At 42.4% G+C, this 18,345-nt stretch carries 17 protein-coding genes and 1 other RNA gene; 12 read left to right on the top strand and 6 right to left on the bottom strand.

The features are described 5' to 3' along the window. The first annotated feature begins 125 nt into the window (after positions 1-125). Positions 126-986, top strand: a complete 861-nt coding sequence (locus K1M91_RS17130) for a TIGR03899 family protein (RefSeq protein WP_232803479.1) — start codon at positions 126-128, stop codon at positions 984-986. Positions 987-1,013: 27 nt separating this feature from the next. On the opposite strand, the gene K1M91_RS17125 is transcribed toward K1M91_RS17130, so the two are convergent. The 6 genes from K1M91_RS17125 to K1M91_RS17100 form a co-directional block, all read right to left on the bottom strand. Further along, a complete protein-coding gene (locus K1M91_RS17125) occupies positions 1,014-2,315 on the bottom strand; it encodes a GGDEF domain-containing protein (RefSeq protein ID WP_232803478.1) in 1,302 nt (433 codons plus the stop codon). Positions 2,316-2,661: 346 nt separating this feature from the next. Next, entirely contained in the window at positions 2,662-3,057 is a 396-nt protein-coding gene (gene gcvH, locus K1M91_RS17120) for a glycine cleavage system protein GcvH (RefSeq protein ID WP_232803477.1), read from the bottom strand. A 155-nt stretch (positions 3,058-3,212) separates the two neighbouring features. Further along, complete coding sequence (locus K1M91_RS17115; RefSeq protein ID WP_238481463.1) at positions 3,213-4,421, bottom strand: FAD-dependent monooxygenase; 1,209 nt, start codon at positions 4,419-4,421, stop codon at positions 3,213-3,215. Continuing rightward, positions 4,418-5,626: a 2-octaprenyl-6-methoxyphenyl hydroxylase gene (gene ubiH, locus K1M91_RS17110; protein ID WP_232803476.1), complete on the bottom strand. Its 1,209-nt coding sequence runs from the start codon at positions 5,624-5,626 to the stop codon at positions 4,418-4,420. Before ubiH ends, K1M91_RS17115 begins: the two co-directional genes overlap by 4 nt. 18 nt (positions 5,627-5,644) lie before the next feature. After that, positions 5,645-6,952 (bottom strand): Xaa-Pro aminopeptidase, encoded by a 1,308-nt coding sequence (pepP, locus tag K1M91_RS17105; RefSeq protein WP_232803475.1) that lies wholly within the window; start codon positions 6,950-6,952, stop codon positions 5,645-5,647. 242 nt (positions 6,953-7,194) lie between these two features. After that, positions 7,195-7,767, bottom strand: a complete 573-nt coding sequence (locus K1M91_RS17100) for a UPF0149 family protein (protein WP_232803474.1) — start codon at positions 7,765-7,767, stop codon at positions 7,195-7,197. Positions 7,768-7,934: 167 nt separating this feature from the next. Here K1M91_RS17100 and zapA point away from each other — a divergent pair, with 167 nt between their 5' ends. The 11 genes from zapA (at position 7,935) to K1M91_RS17040 (ending at position 18,016) form a co-directional block, all read left to right on the top strand. After that, on the top strand, positions 7,935-8,249 hold the full coding sequence (gene zapA / locus K1M91_RS17095; protein ID WP_232803473.1) for a cell division protein ZapA: 315 nt from the start codon (positions 7,935-7,937) through the stop codon (positions 8,247-8,249). Between the two features lie 22 nt (positions 8,250-8,271). After that, positions 8,272-8,455, top strand: a non-coding RNA gene (gene ssrS, locus K1M91_RS17090) — 6S RNA. A 57-nt stretch (positions 8,456-8,512) separates the two neighbouring features. Continuing rightward, positions 8,513-9,127, top strand: a complete 615-nt coding sequence (locus tag K1M91_RS17085; protein ID WP_232803472.1) for a 5-formyltetrahydrofolate cyclo-ligase — start codon at positions 8,513-8,515, stop codon at positions 9,125-9,127. Between the two features lie 36 nt (positions 9,128-9,163). After that, positions 9,164-9,817, top strand: a complete 654-nt coding sequence (rpiA, locus tag K1M91_RS17080; protein ID WP_232803471.1) for a ribose-5-phosphate isomerase RpiA — start codon at positions 9,164-9,166, stop codon at positions 9,815-9,817. A 129-nt stretch (positions 9,818-9,946) separates the two neighbouring features. Then, a complete protein-coding gene (gene serA / locus K1M91_RS17075; protein ID WP_232803470.1) occupies positions 9,947-11,176 on the top strand; it encodes a phosphoglycerate dehydrogenase in 1,230 nt (409 codons plus the stop codon). Positions 11,177-11,758: 582 nt separating this feature from the next. After that, on the top strand, positions 11,759-12,343 hold the full coding sequence (gene pilV / locus K1M91_RS17070) for a type IV pilus modification protein PilV (RefSeq protein ID WP_232803469.1): 585 nt from the start codon (positions 11,759-11,761) through the stop codon (positions 12,341-12,343). Then, on the top strand, positions 12,336-13,343 hold the full coding sequence (locus K1M91_RS17065; RefSeq protein ID WP_232803468.1) for a PilW family protein: 1,008 nt from the start codon (positions 12,336-12,338) through the stop codon (positions 13,341-13,343). The genes pilV and K1M91_RS17065 overlap by 8 nt, the downstream gene beginning before the upstream one ends. Before the next feature lie 3 nt (positions 13,344-13,346). Next, entirely contained in the window at positions 13,347-13,802 is a 456-nt protein-coding gene (locus K1M91_RS17060; RefSeq protein ID WP_232803467.1) for a hypothetical protein, read from the top strand. Between the two features lie 95 nt (positions 13,803-13,897). Continuing rightward, the gene (locus tag K1M91_RS17055) at positions 13,898-17,263 is read left to right on the top strand and encodes a PilC/PilY family type IV pilus protein (RefSeq protein ID WP_232803466.1); all 3,366 of its coding nucleotides are present in this window, start codon (positions 13,898-13,900) and stop codon (positions 17,261-17,263) included. Beyond that, positions 17,263-17,682 (top strand): type IV pilin protein, encoded by a 420-nt coding sequence (locus K1M91_RS17045; RefSeq protein WP_282561178.1) that lies wholly within the window; start codon positions 17,263-17,265, stop codon positions 17,680-17,682. The genes K1M91_RS17055 and K1M91_RS17045 overlap by 1 nt, the downstream gene beginning before the upstream one ends. Beyond that, complete coding sequence (locus K1M91_RS17040) at positions 17,663-18,016, top strand: TapY2 family type IVa secretion system protein (protein WP_232803465.1); 354 nt, start codon at positions 17,663-17,665, stop codon at positions 18,014-18,016. The genes K1M91_RS17045 and K1M91_RS17040 overlap by 20 nt, the downstream gene beginning before the upstream one ends. Positions 18,017-18,345 lie beyond the last annotated feature (329 nt).

The raw sequence follows: 18,345 nt of genomic DNA, 5'->3' as shown, positions 1-18,345 counted from the left end.
CCTTTAGAGCCTGTCTATCTACATTGGATAACAAACGCTAGCTTTACCTGTTAATAATTTTAACATTTTAGCAACAATGCGCAACCGCTATTGTTTAACATAATGATAACAAACGAGGAAAGGGTATGGCTGACGCAAAAAGCTCCCTTGATAAACTAAGTGAAAAATCGGAGAAGCAGCTCTTTAATAGTAAACATAAAACCTTAGCATTGGCTCGACAATACGGGATTGAAGGCAGTCTCACAAATGTTGCAGACACAACAGTACTAGCGAGAGCCAAAAAACGCATGGCCTTAGAGCTGTCACAAAAGCAGCACAACCTCGAACAAATCATGTTAGCGACTCATTCAGAGTGTGGTGAAGATGATGCTGCGAGAGAGGTTGACCCCGATTGGATGACAGCTTATTTGCGGCTAGCTGAAACCATTAGCAGCAAAAATATGCAAACATTATGGGGAAAAATATTAGCTCAAGAAATTACCAGTCCAGCGAGCTACTCAGTGCGGGCTCTCGAAACACTCAAGCAAATGACTAACCGAGAAGCCATTATTTTTCAAAAGCTGTGTCAGCTCAGCTCAACATTTTCAGGCGACCCAGCGCGTAAAATAATCACCGGCTATGTTCGCTTACCTAGCTCATTCCAACTTTTTACGCCACTTCATAGTCAAAAGCTATCGTTAGGTAAATTCCGCTTCCCCTATTCTAACCTCATGTTAATGGCTGACTTAGGCTTAATTTATCAAAGTGAATTAGAATCAGGAGAAATGAGTCCAGGCCAGCCTCTTAATATTAATTATCATGACTTACCTATTAGTTTAGTGCCTAACGGTAAACGTCTAAAGCTGTATTACTATAAGTTTACCCAAGTAGGAAATGAGCTCAGTAAACTGATCAGTAATGATGCATTAGTTGAGTATGTAGAGGAACTTACTTTAATGCTAGAAAGAGAGTTTCAAGTAACAAGCTCGATTAAAAGTAAGGCTTGAGCGAAAAAGCCCAAGCCTTAATGAACACTATTCTTTAGGGGGGTGAAAGCTAACCACTCTGTTTCGGCCTTTGGATTTAGCCTTGTATAAAGCTTCATCGGCACGCGCGATAAATTCCCCCGTACTTTCCTGTCCCATCTGGGTAACACCAAAACTACAAGTGACTTTAACCCCATCAGGCCATTCTGACACTTCTAATAAGGACCTAATATTTTCAGCAAGTTGAGCCGCATGATTAAGCTCAGTATTAGGACAAACCAATAGAAACTCTTCTCCTCCCCAGCGAACCAAGCTATCGCCTTGGCGAGTTTGTCCTGTGACTAAGCCAGCAAATGCTTTCAGTACTTCGTCACCGATATCATGGCCATGTACATCATTAATTTGCTTGAAATGGTCAATATCCATAAACACTATTGATAATGGTGTTCGCTGCAGATATACCAATTGAACTTGCTCAAACAGTGAATCTCGAATGCCTGCTCTATTTCTAGCACCTGTTAAGGGATCTCGCTTAGCCATGGTTTCAAATTTTTTACTTTCTAGCTTTAACGCTTCAGTGAGAGATTCCAGTTCAACGGCCTTCTGTCTCGTACTAGACAGATCTCCTTTAAGACGCCTTAAATCAGAGAGGAGATAAATAAGCGCAAATGCAATCCATATTCCGATAATCCCGGTTAAGAAGACAGTTTCAGGGATTAACTTACCGTCAAATCTTATTTCTTCCACGACAATCTTAACCGGACCTTCAGAAATAAGGCTACCCGTTGCTACCTCTAACACCGCAACATTAGTAAAATCAGGTGCAAAATGCTCTAGTGGAATGCTATGTTCTGAAATCCACCATGATGCAACCTGAAAGTTTTTAAGGGGTATTTTCACTTCTGACGCATATAAATTAGGCTCATATTCGATCTCATTCACCTTCATAGTCGTATCGTTATGAATATCACTGTAAGTAGGGTGAAAGTTACGAATATAGAAGCGGATACGTTGCGAGCCTTCGCCTTCATAGCGAACATCAAGAGAAACAGTATTATACTTAGAGATATCAATACCTTCTGATATTTCGGAAAGCTTAATCGCTAGTTCACAAAAAGGCCATGCATAAGCCTTTACGATGTTACACTCAAGTACTATTCCTTGCGGTGTTCGGGTTAAAGTTGCGGTTGTTTTACCACCTTGGGATTCATCAGTAATCGCTTTGAACCCATAGTCAGATTCTGAATTAATCACCAAGCTAGTATTAAAACTATGTTGATAGGCAAACAGCAAAACCACTGAAAAGAGTACCAAAAACAATAAGCCTGTACTTAAAGACCTTGACTGCATAGCACGCTCCATAGTTAATAAGCTACCCAATAAAAAGTTAACTTAAATGATTAATCTTATTTGGCAAAAGTGCCCAACTCATCATCTCAGTTACACTAGACAAGGGTCAAATAAATTAAACAACATATAATTGACAATTTTAACTATACAAAAACAGAAATAAAAAACTGAGAGCTATTTCAATAAGCTAATCTAAGGTAGTCAAATAAGTAGCAGGCAATTAGTTAAGATAATAAGCTTTATAAAGCAGTGCTAAACCACACCAACACGGTTAACTCAATTGGAAAAAATGATTTCCCGTTCAGTGCGCTAACGCAAGACAGCTACTAACACACTGAAAAATAATTTATTCCTCTTCTTCCAAGATTCCTTCAAGGTAGTCATCAGCATCTAACAAACTTTCAAATTCCGTATCATCAGACGCTCTAACTTGTAGCACCCAACCATCATCATAAGGATCGGCATTTACTAAACTAGGTGAATCAGCAAGTTCTTCATTCAGCTCAGCAATTTCACCACTCAACGGGGAGTATATTTCAACCGTCGTTTTTTCAGCATCGATGACAAAACATTCATCGCCGGCATCTAACTCATCACCAACATTGGGTTGTTCTATATTGTATATATTTCCTAATTGGCTTTGGCCATGATCAGTAATGCCTATGGTATAAATACCATCACCTTCATTTCTAACCCAAAGGTGAGTATCGGTATATCTTAAATCACTTGGCAATTGGCTCATTTTTACTCTCCCAATAAAATAGGCCTTGATAAAAAACAGGTCATTAACGAATGCGTTATCACTTACACAGCGTAGCCAAATAACACTTAACTGCAAGGTGATTTCGTATTGATTTTTAAAGTTTAAATAAAAAAATAACGATCAAACTTAGTACACTACTGACGGGCTAAATCTGGCAGTTCACCCGCTAACCCCATGGCTTGCTTAAGTAAGGTCTTTTTCACTAAAGGAGCATTATTCAATAGGCTCAAACCGACATCTCGGATTAATTTTTTCAACGGATGATTACCACTAAAGCCTTGCTTTAACCCTTCCATTGCAACAATCATTTCCATTGCCTGACTTTTACGCCAGCGCTCATAACCCCGTAACTGTGGCAACTGGCCAATATCTAAACCGAGGGTTACGTTTTTCTTAATTTCCTGTGCCAATGCCGCCGCGTCCATTAAACCTAAGTTAACGCCTTGTCCTGCAAGGGGATGAATGGTGTGCGCGGCATCACCAATTAAGGCCACGCGATGTTTGGCAAAGTCTCGCGCATAACGCATTCGTAGCGGCACACTATGGCGCTCACCTTGTACCCGACATAAACCCAATCGGTTATCAAATGCCATCGCAAGCTGCTTATTAAATTCGTCATCAGGTAATGCTATCAACTTTGATGCTTGCTCTGGGCTAGTTGACCAAACTATCGAACAATGATGTGGATTAAACAGCGGTAAAAAAGCCAGCGGCCCCTCAGGTTTAAAAATTTGCCAAGCTGTATTTTGATGCCATTCGGTAGTCGCTATCGTCGCCACTAACGCATGATGTTGATAATCACGAAAGGTCAGCGGAATAGCCGCTTGCTTACGTACCCAAGATTCTGCCCCATCAGCACCAACCACCAATTTACTGGTCAAAGCATGGCCATTATCTAGGGTGATCCAAGCTTCACCTTCTCCCAAAGCTAACTGGGCAATACGCTGAGGACAAAATATTTGCACATTTTCTTGCCTTTCTAAGGTATGAAGTAATGCCAGCTGTAAATTACGGTTTTCAATGATATGACCTAGATTTGCAGTCCGATTTTGTTGGGCTGAAAACTGTAATTGCCCAAAGCTATCTTGATCCCAAACCTGCATTTGTTCATATGCCTGGCTTCGTGAAAGGTTTAAGTTTGACCAAACTCCCAGTTTTTCTAACACGGTTTGGCTGGCGGCATTAATCGCACTAACACGGTTGTCTGCTATCTCACTAAATTCTAGCTCGAGCTCACGCCCCTCTATTACCGCAATTTTAATGGGTACATCATGTAGTGCTCGGGCCAATGTCAACCCGACCATACCGCCACCAACAATAACAAGATCAAAAGACTGGATCATAAAGGTTTCGCCTGAAAAAGTTCAAAATGGCCCAAGGCTTGGTAGCTTAAGGGTTGCTTTAAAGTGTCAAAGGTATCCATTAAATGTAACGCACTATTTCGAGCCTTGGCTAAAGGCCAATAGTTATTTGCAAATGTACGAGCTAATAAATCGGTCATAAAAATGGTTCGTTGATGATCTGCTTCCCGTTGCTGCCAATAGTGATCAAGTGTTGTAAACGCTCCAATATCAGAAGTTTGGGCTATGGTCTTAGCGAGAACGAACAAATCACGCAGGCCGAGGTTATAACCTTGTCCTGCAACAGGGTGTAAAGTATGAGCGGCATTACCAATTAACACGCAACGGTGACTGACCGGCATGGGGGACTGAGTGAGAGATAACGGATAAGCGGTACGAGAGCCTACTCGCGTAAAAACACCTAAACGGAAACCAAATTGTTGCTGTAAAGCGGCGCTAAAATCAGTATCAGATAAAGCCATTAACGGCTCAAACTGATGATTATGCACCGACCAAACCAATGCGCTACGGTTATCAGACATAGGCAATAACGCCAAAGGTCCTGCATCAGTAAATCGCTCAAAGGCACGACCTTGATGCAACTCACTGGTCAGTACATTGGCAATAATAGCGCTAGTACCGTAATCATCCGTTTGTTGCTGCAATTTAAGTAATTGGCGACAACGGCTGTGACCGCCATCGGCCCCCACCAATAACTGAGCTTGTAATTGCAGCCCCGAAGCTAAGGTAGCAGTGACACATTGCTGATATTGCACAATGTCGACAACGCTATCAGGACGGATCCAAGTTAAGTTTGGCAAATTGGATAAACGCTTATTGAGAATATCACCCGCATTGATAAGCTCAATAACATAGCCCAACGCGTCAAGCTGCTCTTGTTTCGCACTTAAGTGAACTAAGCCTGAATGGCCGCGATCTGAAACATGAATATGAGTGATAGGTGTGGTTTGCAATGAAAACTCAGACCAAAGACCTATTTGTTGTAGTAGTTGTGCCGAACCATACGACAACGCAATGGCTCGACTATCAAAGCCAGGGTGCGTATTTTGGTTTGCAGCGACCGCATCCACTAATGCAATATTAAGATGCGGCGCTAAATAAGCCACCGCACAAGCAAAGGAGGCCCCCACCATGCCCCCTCCTACTATGATTAAATCAACATCTAGCGTCGCATTGGTCTCAACCATGTCCCTCTTCACTTCTTATTAGTTAGATTGCGCCATTAACGCCTCGATATCGGCAATGGACTTAGGCGCCGCAGCTGTTAAGTTATCAATGCCTTGCTGCGTGATAACAATATCGTCTTCGATACGAACGCCGATACCGTGCCACTTAGGATCGACATCCGCAGACGATGAAATATACAAACCGGGCTCAACGGTAATCACCATGCCAGGCGCGAGTAAACGTGAACGGTCAACAGATTGATAATCGCCCACGTCATGTACATCTAACCCTAACCAGTGGGAGAGTCCGTGCATATAAAAAGCTTTATATGCTTGTTCTTCTATTAACTGCTCGACTTCACCCTGCATTATACCTAACTCAAGCAAACCAGAAACCATGATATTTAAAACAATATCATTAGCTTGCTTAATAGATTTACCTGGACCTAATGCCGCCAGCGCAGCTTCTTGTGCGTCAAGCACTAATTGATAAATCGCTTTTTGTTCTGAGCTGAACTTGCCATTAACAGGAAACGTACGTGTAATGTCACCCGCGTACCCCGCATACTCAGCGCCAGCATCAATGAGAACTAACTCACCGTCCACCAGCTGCGATTCATTTTCGGTGTAATGTAAAATACAGGCATTTTCGCCACCACCAACAATAGTGCTATAGGCAGCGTCGCGCGCACCGTGCATCGCAAACTCGTGTAAAATACCGGCTTCAAGCTGGTATTCCCAAGCGCCAACACGGCATTCTTTCATCGCTCGAATATGACCCGCAACAGAAATATCTGCCGCTTTACGCATTAGTTCAATCTCAGCAGCTGATTTAAACAAGCGCATTTCATGTAGTTGCGGACGCCAATCAATAATTTGGCGCGGTTCACGCCAACCTTGACGCCCCCCTTGGCGCAGACGTGTTAGGGTTTGTTGTACCGTGGCCTCAGCGGCAGGATACTGGTTAAGCACAAAATATAAACTATCACGCTGATTCAACAACTCGATTAATTGTTCATCCAACGAGGTTAATTCAAATGCTTGATCAATCGCCAACGTATTAATAGCTGCTTCTGCACCTAAACGTCGACCGTGCCAAATTTCAGCCAAAGTATCTTTTGGGCGGCAGAACAAGGTACGCGTTAATTGATTATCTTTTTTTACCAATACTAACCAAGCATCGGGTTCGTTAAAGCCCGTTAAATAATAAAAATCACTGTCTTGGCGAAAACGGTACTCCGTATCACGACTACGTGTTTGCTCGTTTGCTGCGACAAAAATCGCAGCACTGTTGTCTAGCATCAACTCGCCGAATGCTGACTGGCGTAGATGAAATTCAGATTGCATTTAAATAACCTATGTTAAAAAAAATTAATGGTTAAGGCTTACTTAGCGTTAATCAATAAGCGTGAGCTTAAAGACGATCAATAAGCGCGAGCTTAAAGACAATCAATAAGCGCGAGCTTAAAGACAATCAATAAGCGCGAGCTTAAAGACAATCAATAAGCGTGAGCTTAAAGATAATCAATAAGCGCGAGCTTAAAGACAATCAATAAGCGTGAGCTTAAAGATAATCAATAAGCATAAGCTTAGTGCAGCGTAGGCTTATCATTCGTCGTAGTGAGGGGCTGCGCAAATTCGTTAAAACACAGAAGAGCAGCAATACGTAAATACTCAACAACTTCATTGAAGGCCAGCTCACTTTCTTCATCTTCTTGTTCAAAATCGAGGGAGACTTGTGAAATGTCACGAATATCGGTAATCAACTCTTGAATATTTTCAGGCGCTTTATTTAATTTAGATTGCATAATGCCAAAGCCCACGAGAAAACTTTGCGCCCACTGCGCCATTGCTTCCGCTCGCTCATCAAGGGGTTGCTCATCATCTGGAAGCAATAAGGTAAACGCCATGTTACCGTCTGTAAGTTGCTCACAAATAGCAGAATAAAGCTGCGTAGCCACTTTCTTAGGTTCAGCAGGTAAACCCAATCCTTCATTGATTAAATCATTAAATGGGGCTTCCCAACTGGTCGCATCAAGCTTTACACCTGCGCAAACAAGTCCCGCTAATACACCATGAACTTCCGCCGCGCCTACCATTAATGACGCAGATTCGAAGATACGGGTAACTTCATCAAAATCCGGCAATGTGTTTTTATCCATGGTTAACCTAAACTCACAATTAAAATTAATATATTACCTTAAATCCTAACATTGCCTTACTGTTGGCGCTAGCTAGGACTTGAAAGTTCACCCGTTGGCCTTTATAGTCGCAGCAGTTAGACATCTGAAACAGATGTTCGGTTAATTCTTGTGTTCGGAGTTCAGTGATGAGCCAATCGGCTGTCGAGATCAATATTTTAGGCAAATGTTATAAAATGGCTTGTCCCCAAGGACAAGAAGATGCGTTGCTTGGCGCAGCAGAAATATTGAATGAGAAAATTGCTGACCTAAAACAGCGCACTAAAATAGCTAAAAGTGAACAACTTGCAGTCATGGCCGCATTAAACTTTTGCCATGAACTAAAATTAGAACAAGCGAAAAACAATGAGTATGCTGATACCATGGCTCAGCGTATTCAAATGTTACAAAGTACCATTGAAAATGCGTTGATCGAAAAAGGCGTCAGCTCTAACGAGAAGTAAGTCTCGCACAACAATACAATTTTAATTCCTGGGGTGTTTGTCAATACGGTGACGTCCCTGAGCCGATAATTACAACACCGGGGATTTTGCTTGCTACTATTGCGCAGGCTCAGCATGTACTGAGAAGCCTACGGTAATAACAAAATCACCACCTTGAGCCGTCGGGTTCAAGGGCTTATACCGTGTAACGGCACCCTGGGTACTCCACTTATAGACCCATACATACAATGGGCTTATGCAACAGGCCATACGGACTTTTCGTCATGCAGAAAACCCGTCATCAAATTAGACAAGATGTTCGCCAACTTAGGCGTCAACTTAGCCACCAGCAACAACATGATTACAGTCATCAGCTCAAGCAACAATTAACTCAGCACCCCAAACTAAACCAAGCCAAAAAGGTCGCCCTTTATCTGGCTAACGACGGTGAACTTTGTCCACAGCCATTAATAGAATGGTGCTGGCAACAAGGCATCAAAACATATTTGCCGGTACTTGATCCAATCAATGAAGGCCACCTGTTGTTTTTGCACTACCACGCTAATAGCCCAATGCAAACTAACAAGTTTGGTATTGCTGAGCCTTGCCTTCATTCTAACCAGAAAACTAGCATTGAGCAGCTTGATGTTATCTTCACCCCCCTTGTGGCGTTTGACCATTTTGGTAATCGACTTGGTATGGGCGGCGGTTTTTACGACCGTACCTTAGCAAGCTTAAACAATATCGGCACATCACCTTACACCATCGGCTTGGCACACGACCTACAATGCTTACCTAAACTCCCAATTGAAGCATGGGACATTCCTCTACCGGAAGTCATCACCCCCAGTAAAATCTGGTCTTGGGGGAGTGTTTTTAAACCTGATGATACGCTATAATCCGCGCTTCTTTTAGCGTACTCTCGGAGCATAAGCATGACACAAGATGAAATGAAAAAAGCCGCTGGTTGGGCTGCACTAAAATACGTCGAGGAAGGCTCTATTGTTGGTGTTGGTACAGGCTCTACCGTGAATCATTTTATCGATGCCCTAGGTACGATAAAACATGACATAAAAGGCGCAGTATCCAGCTCTGAAGCCTCAACTGAACGCTTAAAAGCATTAGGTATTGAAGTATTTGACCTAAATAACGTGAGCGACCTGAGCATCTATGTAGATGGTGCCGATGAAATAAATGCCCACAACTACATGATTAAAGGCGGCGGTGCGGCATTAACCCGTGAAAAAATCGTGGCAGCGGTAGCTGACAAGTTTATTTGCATTGTAGATAACACTAAACACGTTGATGTATTAGGTGATTTTCCATTGCCAGTGGAAGTGATTCCAATGGCGCGCAGTTATGTAGCACGCGAATTGGTTAAGCTGGGCGGCGATCCCGTATACCGAGAAGGCGTAATCACCGATAACGGTAACGTTATCATTGACCTGCATAATGTAAAAATTCTAGACCCGATCAAGCTAGAACAACAAATTAACAACATTGTTGGCGTTGTGACCAATGGCCTGTTTGCCCAACGAGGTGCAGATGTAGTGCTGGTTGGCAGCCCTGATGGCGTTAAAACGTTATAATTAGATCAAAAAAAGTGGTGTTAACGCGCCACATATGGGTTTTTTGTAGTAAATTTTCTAAAATAATTGTATCTTGTCAAGATTGACAAAATTTGAGCAATTGACACATTTGGGTTCGAGGGAAGTAGCATGACCACCTTTTCATTAGGCAAGGAAAAAATCAAAATTCTTCTGTTAGAAGGACTACATAGCAGCGCTGAAGAAACATTTAGAGCGGCGGGTTACACTAACATTGAAGCGTTAAAAACCTCCTTAAGCGAAGAAGATCTGAAAGAAAAGATCAAAGACGTTCATTTCGTTGGCATTCGTTCTCGTTCAAACTTAACAGAAGACGTGATCAACGCAGCTGAAAAGCTTGTTGCTATCGGTTGTTTCTGTATTGGAACTAACCAAGTTGACTTAAAAGCCGCGCAAATCAAAGGTATTCCTGTTTTTAACGCGCCATTTTCAAATACACGCAGCGTAGCTGAAATGGTGTTAGGCCAAATTTTAATGCTACTTCGTGGTATTCCAGAGAAAAATGCCAAAGCACATCGAGGCGAATGGCTAAAGTCTGCTGATAATTCGTACGAAGCGCGTGGCAAAAAACTGGGCATTATTGGTTACGGTCACATAGGTACACAGCTAAGTATTCTAGCTGAAAACCTTGGCTTTAACGTTTTCTACTACGACATCGAAAATAAACTATCGCTCGGTAATGCAACCCAAGTTGCCAGCCTACCAGAGCTGCTAGCTATGTCTGATATTGTTAGCTTGCATGTACCAGAAACGGCATCGACGAAACTCATGTTCGGCGCGACCGAGCTGTCACAAATGAAGCAAGGCTCAATCTTAATCAATGCATCTCGTGGTACCGTAGTTGATATTGACGCACTAGTTGAAACGTTGAAAACAGATAAGCTATTCGGTGCTGCGATCGACGTGTTCCCAGTTGAGCCTAAATCAAATAACGACGAGTTTGTATCGCCTCTTCGCGGTTTTGACAACGTGATCCTAACCCCGCACATTGGTGGTAGTACACAGGAAGCACAAGAGAACATAGGTTACGAAGTTGCTGGTAAATTAGTGAAATACTCCGATAACGGCTCAACACTGTCTGCAGTTAACTTCCCTGAAGTTTCGCTACCAGAGCACGTTAAAACTAGCCGTTTACTGCATATCCATGAGAACATTCCTGGCATCATGATCCAAATTAACCAAGCTTTCTCTGATGAAGGTATTAATATCGTTGGTCAATATCTACAAACTAACGAGAACATTGGTTACGTAGTCATCGATGTTGCGAGTGATGATCGTGAAGGCGCGCTTGATAAACTTAAAAATATTAAAGGCACACTACGTGCTCGCGTATTACACTAAGTTTGACAACGAGCGTTTTGACTCAGAAAAGGTGGCTTTAGCCACCTTTTTTATGGCCTAAATTTAACGGTATCAATCCTACCCTTCTGTTTTTTAACTATCATTATTTTTAATTGCTCTAAACAGAAACGAAAACAAGATGAAAGTGATGATGAGTAAGATCACAATATTCACAAAACAGTCATTAAAAAGACGTTCTTCTCAATTATATCTCTCCAATTGAAACAGCATAAAATACTGAATAGCATGAATTTATGTAACAATCTTGTAAAATAAGGACTACCTAATACGCTATTTAAAATAGCCCTTTCATTTAGTGATAGCGCTATCAATCAAGCCTTTCCCGCCTAAACGGATTAAAAAAACCGCTTTCTAATAATAACGCATTAGGCAGATTAAAATGCTAAAAAAAACCAAAAAAGCAGATTAGTTAGTTGGTTTACTCACTTTAAAAATACTCCTTTAACTATTAATTTTTTATTGATATAAAACATCGCAGCAAGGATTGCTAAGAATTGACGATTTTGTCGAGCAGCGGAACGCTCATTCATTTGTTAAATTTTTAGTCGTAGGTAACTCAACATGAGCCATATGATCCTCTGCCGACATCAAACTAAGTCCCAAAAGGGGTTTAGCTTAATCGAAACCATGATCACTTTATTCGTGCTCACCACTGGTTTGCTTGGCGTGGCGGCCTCTCAAGGCATAGCCAAAAAATCTGCCTATGAATCCAATCAACGAACACTCGCTAGCTTCATCGCCATGGATATCGCAGAGCGCCTACGCCTTAATCGCCAAGAGTTAATTTCTTCCCCAGAGCAATACGCTGTTGATAGCGTGGTAACCTCAGCTCTATCAATCGTAACCCCAAGATGTTCCGCTTGTGGGCAAGCTCAGCAGCGAGAGAAAGATCTCTTACACTGGGCTGCATTACTACAAGGGCAACAAGTCGTTCAAGACACTCGTGCCATTGGTGGCCTCAAACAAGCAGACGCCTGTATTGATTACGACACCAACAACGGCAAAGTACTTATTGTGATCAGTTGGACTGGTAGACAATCGCTTATTGATGGCGCCACTGACAGCAACAACTTTGAGAAAAAATGTGGCACATCCAGTAATGAGCGTCGTCAACTAATACTACGGACACTAGTAAAAGATGCATAACTCCCCGACTCAAAAACATCAAGCTGGTTACGGTTTAATTGAATGGATGATAGCTATCACTATTGGACTATTTCTGATCGCAGGCCTCTCTGCAGTATTCATAAACTCAAGAGTCGGCGCTCAAAGTACCAACCAAATGGGTGAGCTACAAGAAACCGGCAGAGTAGCACTGCAATTATTAACCCAAGATCTACGCCAAGTTGGCTTTTGGGGATTGGCCACAGCTAACCTTGTAACACGTTACAATGCGGTAAAAAGCAACGAAGTAATCGTGCCCAATTTAGCAAGTAGCAAAGATTGCCTTGATGATTTAGGTAATGGTTCCTTTCCGAAAAGTAGTGTGCAGTATCGTCAGTTTTGGTCATTCGAGCTGCCAGCTAATAGCAGTTTAAGCTATATGCATTGTCTCATTGACAATGACGCCAATACACAGCTGACTAAGGAAACCGATGTAATAAGCATCAAACGCTTACTAGGCCAATCAATATCTGTACCTAGTGCCGGCTTAACAACCGCAACAGCCCCCTTTTTCTTCCAAGCAAATAATACTAAAGCTATGATTTTCAAAGGCAATGCTGCCATCCCCTCAGTGCCAACCTTAAACGACAGTGAAACCTGGCAATTTCTACATCATGTTTATTACCTAGATCGTCAACTTTCAACCAATACACCTAATTTACGCAGGCTAACTTTAAATACATCAGGCATGACATTGGAGCCCGTCTTATTATCAGGCATAGAAAACATGCAGATTCAATACATCGTTGAGAATGCAACCGGTAAGACCAGCTTTCAAACCAATGCACAACCTAATGATAAGGTGATTGGCGCCCAAGTGTTTGTATTGGTTAGAGCGCTCGACCAAAGCCACGGTTATAAAAATAACAACAGCTACCAACTGGGAGATAAAACCGTTCAGGTAAATGACAATTATCGCCGTCTATTAGTTTCAACTTCAGTAACATTTAATAATCCAGTATGGTTAAGCCAAGGAATTTAAGCTATGAGAACCCCCCATACTCAACGAGGAATTTCACTCTTTATTAGCATGTTAATGCTGGCCTTACTATCTGCTTTAACAACCTTACTGATGGCAAATGCCAGCTTAGATTTAAAAATGGCAGGCGCCGCGGCATTAAAAATTGATGCGGATCAGCAGCTAGAAGGCGCAATTGAAGAGTTACTAGCCAAAAATGATAGCGCACTGCAATTTGCTAGCGCCATCAAAGGCAGTCAATTCACCTTAACCCACATTAGCGGCGTTAGCTCAGCTGTCGCACAAGTGCAAGACCAACCAAGTTGTGCACGCAGCCGTAGACCAAGCTCTGACGGCATTTTTGCTTGCCGCTATCTGCACACAAAATTAAACCGTGATTATGGCCGCGCTAAAACGGGCAGTGGTCGCTTAGGAAATAACAGTGCTGGCTTAGGCATAGAACAAAAAACACTTAAAAACTAAACACGCCTTCCTAGGATGGGAAAGTGATGCGGATACTACCGCGGCACGCATAGGACGTATTAATTCAATTTCCAAAAAACATGGAAAGGATACTAATGTACAGATTCAAATTCTTACTACCCTTTACTGCTTTGCTCTGCACTAATGCGCTCGCAGATGATACAGAGTTATATATTGCCGATATTTCTGCGCAAAAAGGCCTTCGCCCGCAAGTTATGATCATCTTCGATAACTCGGGTAGCATGCGTGACTCAGAAATGCTCACTAAAGAAGCATTTGATCCCAATAAAGATTATGGCGAATCGGGACAACAAAAAATCTATTGGGGCGCGGCCGGACAACCGGTACCTGACGTAACCAGTAGCAATCAATTCAACATGAGTGAAAACAACTGCCAATCATCAATTAACCCATTGATAGATAATGGTAAATATACAGGCAACTTGAGGAGATGGAGTAGTAAAAGCCAAACTTGGCTGACTCTCAAAAAAAGTAGAGGGGTATATTTTGATTGTCGCGAAGATGCAGACAAGGATTTACTACAAAATCCAGGCTCTCAAGTTGACGGATACCCTATAAATGGCACGAAAACGGGCTACCAAGCAACAAAAGGGAGTAGTGTATTTATCGGTTCAGATGGTATTACCCTTTATACCGAGAAATACCTCGCTTGGTATCATCAACCCGATACAGTTAAGAAAAGTCGCTTAAGTATTGCTCAAGATGCGATTTCCGATTTGGTCAAATCAACACCTTCGGTTAACTTTGGTTTAACGGTATTTAACTACAATGACAGTGATGGTACCCGCAACGGTGGCCGTGTGGTTCGCGCCATTAAAGATATGAGCACTCAAGATCGACTGGATTTTAGTAGCGTCATTAATAACCAAGAAGCCAAAGGTAACACGCCGTTATGTGAATCACTCTATGAAGTCTATCGCTATTTTTCTGGAACAGGTGTTTACTTTGGTGATGATGATGCTGACTACGGTGGATATTATTTGGCTAATAAGCCGCCCAGAGATACCAATGCAGAAGCGCCAGAAGGCACTTATAAATCGCCTTACAAAACCTGTCAAGATAAGGCTTACGTAATCCTGATGACCGACGGTCAGCCGACTCAAGATAAAATGGCCGACAGTTTAATTGCTAGTTTAACCGGTGCTAAAGATTGGTACTCGAGCTACTTGCCAACACTAGCAAAACATCTCAACACAAAAGACATTAATAGCGATAAAGCTGGCACCCAAACAGTGTCCACTTTCACTATTGGCTTTGGTGAAGCCGCAACAACAAAAGCCGGTGTTTTATTGTTAGAAACCGCCACTCAAGGTGGCGGCGAGTACTACCCCGCCACCGATGCAAAAGCGCTACAACAAGCTTTTCAAGAAACGATCATTAAAATTCTCGACCAATCCTCTAGTTTTAACGCACCTGCTGTTTCAGCCACTAGCTTTGATCGCACCCAACATCAAAACAACGTGTATTACTCAATGTTTATGCCAAGTAAAAAACAGCGCTGGCGTGGCAACATTAAAAAACTCACTATTGATAAAAAAGGAATTTTACGCGACGCCAACAATTTACCCGCTATTTCGGCCAATGGTTACATCAGTGAAAATGCATCAACTGGTTGGGGCGGCGTAAATGATGGTAACTCTGTCAGCCAAGGAGGTGTAGCCGCAGCAATAGCTAAACAAACTAGCCGTAAAATTTTCACCAATATTCAAGGTGCCTTGGTTACGCTAAACAAGCAAAACATTAAAACATATTTTAATGTCGCCACAGATAGTGACCTAGCTGTTGAGCTAGGGATAGATGTCACCAATCTTGATGAACACTTAAATTGGCTATTAGGCTACGATATCAATGACGCCAATGGTAATAATAACATTGCCGACTACCGCACCGATATCTTTGCCGATCCACTGCACTCAAAACCCACCGCCATTGTTTACCCAAGTGGTAACGACTCCACTCGATTAATGGTTGGCACCAATGCTGGCTTTGTCCATTTTTTCCATGATGAAGGCCAAACTGTCACAGAAGACTGGGCCTTTATTCCTGCTGAATTACTCAGTCATGGCTTAGGATTAATCAATGACAAAGATGCAGCGAGCCACCCTTATGGCATGGATGGCACAGCAACAGTATTTGACGTGACCCAAGGCTCCACAAAGCAATTGATTGCTGTAATGGGCATGCGCCGTGGTGGTAAAAGCTACTATGCCTTTGATATTACGACGCCAACCTCACCAAAACTACTTTGGGAAAAAAGCAAATCAGATAGCTCATTTAGTGAACTGGGACAAACTTGGTCAAAACCAAAATCCGGTTGGCTTAATGTTTCTGGTGATACAATCCCTGTATTTATTTTTGGCGCCGGTTACGACGTCAATAAAGATAATTGTAGTGGAGGCGACAACTGCTTAGATACTGAAGGGCGCGGCATTTTTATTGTCAATGCTAAAACAGGAGAGTTGATCTGGTCGAATAATACGACTTGCAGCGCCACTGATGCGCACTGTATGCAGCACAGTATTCCGAGTGAAATAGCAACTCTAGACAGCAATAGCGATGGCATTATTGATCGCCTGTATGCAGGTGATACTGGTGGCAACCTTTGGCGTATCGACTTAAAAGGCGACTCACCGTCGGCTTGGAGTACCATCAAGCTAGCAAAACTCAGTGATGCCACAAGCACAGGTGATCGCCGTATTTTCACCCCACCCACCATTGCTCGTAGCTTGATCCAAAAAGTGATTAAAGTAGATGAAAGCTATCAAGTTTACGATCAAGCCGTTGATATGGTGCTGGTTGGCACAGGCAATCGCGCCAAACCCGCCTCTGACATCAGTAATCAAGATACGTTCGTGATGATTAAAGATACTCATATTTTACCCACTACTTTTGGCAGTAACGGCGTGGAAAAGCCAACCCCCATTAAATTTGGCGATCTGTTCGATATCACTAATAACCCGATTGAAAGTAGTACTGACTTAATGCTGTCTCGCGCCACTTTAAGCAGCAATTCCGGCTGGCGCTATCAATTCAAAGGCAAAGGTGAAAAGTCGCTGGGGGGCCCCTTAGTACTCGCTGGCACAGTATACTTTACCTCTTTTTCCCCTAATGCCACTGCAAACTTACAATGTGGTATTGGTGATCTTGGTCTAGGCAAGCTCTATGCCGTTAATCTATTTGATGGCACCAATACTCAAACTTGGCGTGAAAAAGAAATTGGTAACCAGGTTCCTGATACCATTGTGGCGCATTCTGGTGAAGATGAGCAGGGGCAATCAGTCATTCGTCTTCTTGGCGTCGGCCAGGGCGAACAAATATCAGTAGTGATCCCAGAAGATCCCAACAACGGCACTGAAGAGCAAGAAGTGAACACTGGCACCCAATCAACCGATGCCAACATGAAACCAAACCGGATCTACAGCTACTTTGAGGAATTATAATGAGGGGCGAATACGTGAAAAACCAGCAAGCTTTTACCCTTATTGAAATTATGATCACAATAGCAATAGTCGGCATATTGGCTGCTATAGCCTACCCAAGTTATATGCAGTATGTACTCACTAGCAGCCGATCTCAAGCAACTACAGAGTTGACTGAAATAGCCAATTTACAGGAACAATACTATCTCGATCATAATCGTTATGCAGCCAGTTTAGATCAGCTAGGCTACTCCAGTAGTAGCATCTCGACCGAAAATGGCCGATTTAACATCAAGGTAAGTTCAACAAACCGCGAAATTGATTTTACTGTAACGGCAAAAGCCATCGGCCAGCAATTAAAAGATACGGCGTGTTTAACGTTCACGCTTAATTATCAGCAACAAAAAGGGGCGACATCGAATGATTGCTGGAAAAAATAACCCTAAACACTACCGTCATCGCATTGGAGTGCTCTTAGTATCAAGCCTACTGCTGAGCCAAGCGCAAGCGCAAGTGCAAAAGCCATTACAAGAATACCGCTGCGCTATGATCTTGGCTGATAATGAACCCTATATAGGTCGCTACCAATATCAATCAGAATATAAATCAATGGATAAAATGCAAAAAAGCACCATAGAAAAAGCCGGAGAATCAGTATTTCAAGCAGACGGGACAACTTTAATCGCAGTGAAAAAAGTACTTGAATGCGCACACTCAGGCCAGAGCTTTACCTCTGACGCAGCAAAGGCAGTAGAAGAAAATTTTGATTACTAAAATTTTCTAGTCAGTAACACAGAACTCTGTTTGTGATTTAGTCATGTACCTGAAGTCATTACTAAACCACATAGAAACAGAACAAGGTTATTAATGCTCTCCCCTCGTGATGAGGGGATTTTTTATCTCGAATAATTTTCCCGTCGTAATTATTGCTCGCAACAAAAATCAAAAAATAAAAACAAGCATAATCAAACACCTTGCAAAAATGATCACATTAAAGGTCATAGTTGTAAAGGATCCTGACAGCAAGAAAAAAAAACGCAGATATACTTAAGTAATAGACGGATTAGCTTATTTGTTTTCTAACCAAAAGGAGGCTGGTAATG

Origin of the sequence: Motilimonas sp. E26 (genome assembly GCF_021278025.1) — a bacterium.
Lineage (GTDB): Bacteria > Pseudomonadota > Gammaproteobacteria > Enterobacterales > CBDFNC01 > Motilimonas.
The sequence above is the reverse complement of the archived record's forward strand: the minus strand, read 5'-3'. Positions and strand labels throughout refer to the sequence as shown.

Bases quoted from the DNA above. Each gene is read 5' to 3' on its own strand.
- K1M91_RS17115 (WP_238481463.1), bottom strand. From the start codon at position 4,421: ATGATCCAGTCTTTTGATCTTGTTATTGTTGGTGGCGGTATGGTCGGG.
- zapA (WP_232803473.1), top strand. From the start codon at position 7,935: ATGAGCCAATCGGCTGTCGAGATCAATATTTTAGGCAAATGTTATAAA.
- K1M91_RS17065 (WP_232803468.1), top strand. From the start codon at position 12,336: ATGCATAACTCCCCGACTCAAAAACATCAAGCTGGTTACGGTTTAATT.
- K1M91_RS17100 (WP_232803474.1), bottom strand. From the start codon at position 7,767: ATGGATAAAAACACATTGCCGGATTTTGATGAAGTTACCCGTATCTTC.
- pilV (WP_232803469.1), top strand. From the start codon at position 11,759: ATGAGCCATATGATCCTCTGCCGACATCAAACTAAGTCCCAAAAGGGG.
- K1M91_RS17125 (WP_232803478.1), bottom strand. From the start codon at position 2,315: ATGCAGTCAAGGTCTTTAAGTACAGGCTTATTGTTTTTGGTACTCTTT.
- gcvH (WP_232803477.1), bottom strand. From the start codon at position 3,057: ATGAGCCAATTGCCAAGTGATTTAAGATATACCGATACTCACCTTTGG.
- K1M91_RS17085 (WP_232803472.1), top strand. From the start codon at position 8,513: ATGCAGAAAACCCGTCATCAAATTAGACAAGATGTTCGCCAACTTAGG.
- rpiA (WP_232803471.1), top strand. From the start codon at position 9,164: ATGACACAAGATGAAATGAAAAAAGCCGCTGGTTGGGCTGCACTAAAA.
- K1M91_RS17055 (WP_232803466.1), top strand. From the start codon at position 13,898: ATGTACAGATTCAAATTCTTACTACCCTTTACTGCTTTGCTCTGCACT.
- K1M91_RS17045 (WP_282561178.1), top strand. From the start codon at position 17,263: ATGAGGGGCGAATACGTGAAAAACCAGCAAGCTTTTACCCTTATTGAA.
- pepP (WP_232803475.1), bottom strand. From the start codon at position 6,952: ATGCAATCTGAATTTCATCTACGCCAGTCAGCATTCGGCGAGTTGATG.
- K1M91_RS17040 (WP_232803465.1), top strand. From the start codon at position 17,663: ATGATTGCTGGAAAAAATAACCCTAAACACTACCGTCATCGCATTGGA.
- K1M91_RS17060 (WP_232803467.1), top strand. From the start codon at position 13,347: ATGAGAACCCCCCATACTCAACGAGGAATTTCACTCTTTATTAGCATG.
- serA (WP_232803470.1), top strand. From the start codon at position 9,947: ATGACCACCTTTTCATTAGGCAAGGAAAAAATCAAAATTCTTCTGTTA.
- K1M91_RS17130 (WP_232803479.1), top strand. From the start codon at position 126: ATGGCTGACGCAAAAAGCTCCCTTGATAAACTAAGTGAAAAATCGGAG.
- ubiH (WP_232803476.1), bottom strand. From the start codon at position 5,626: ATGGTTGAGACCAATGCGACGCTAGATGTTGATTTAATCATAGTAGGA.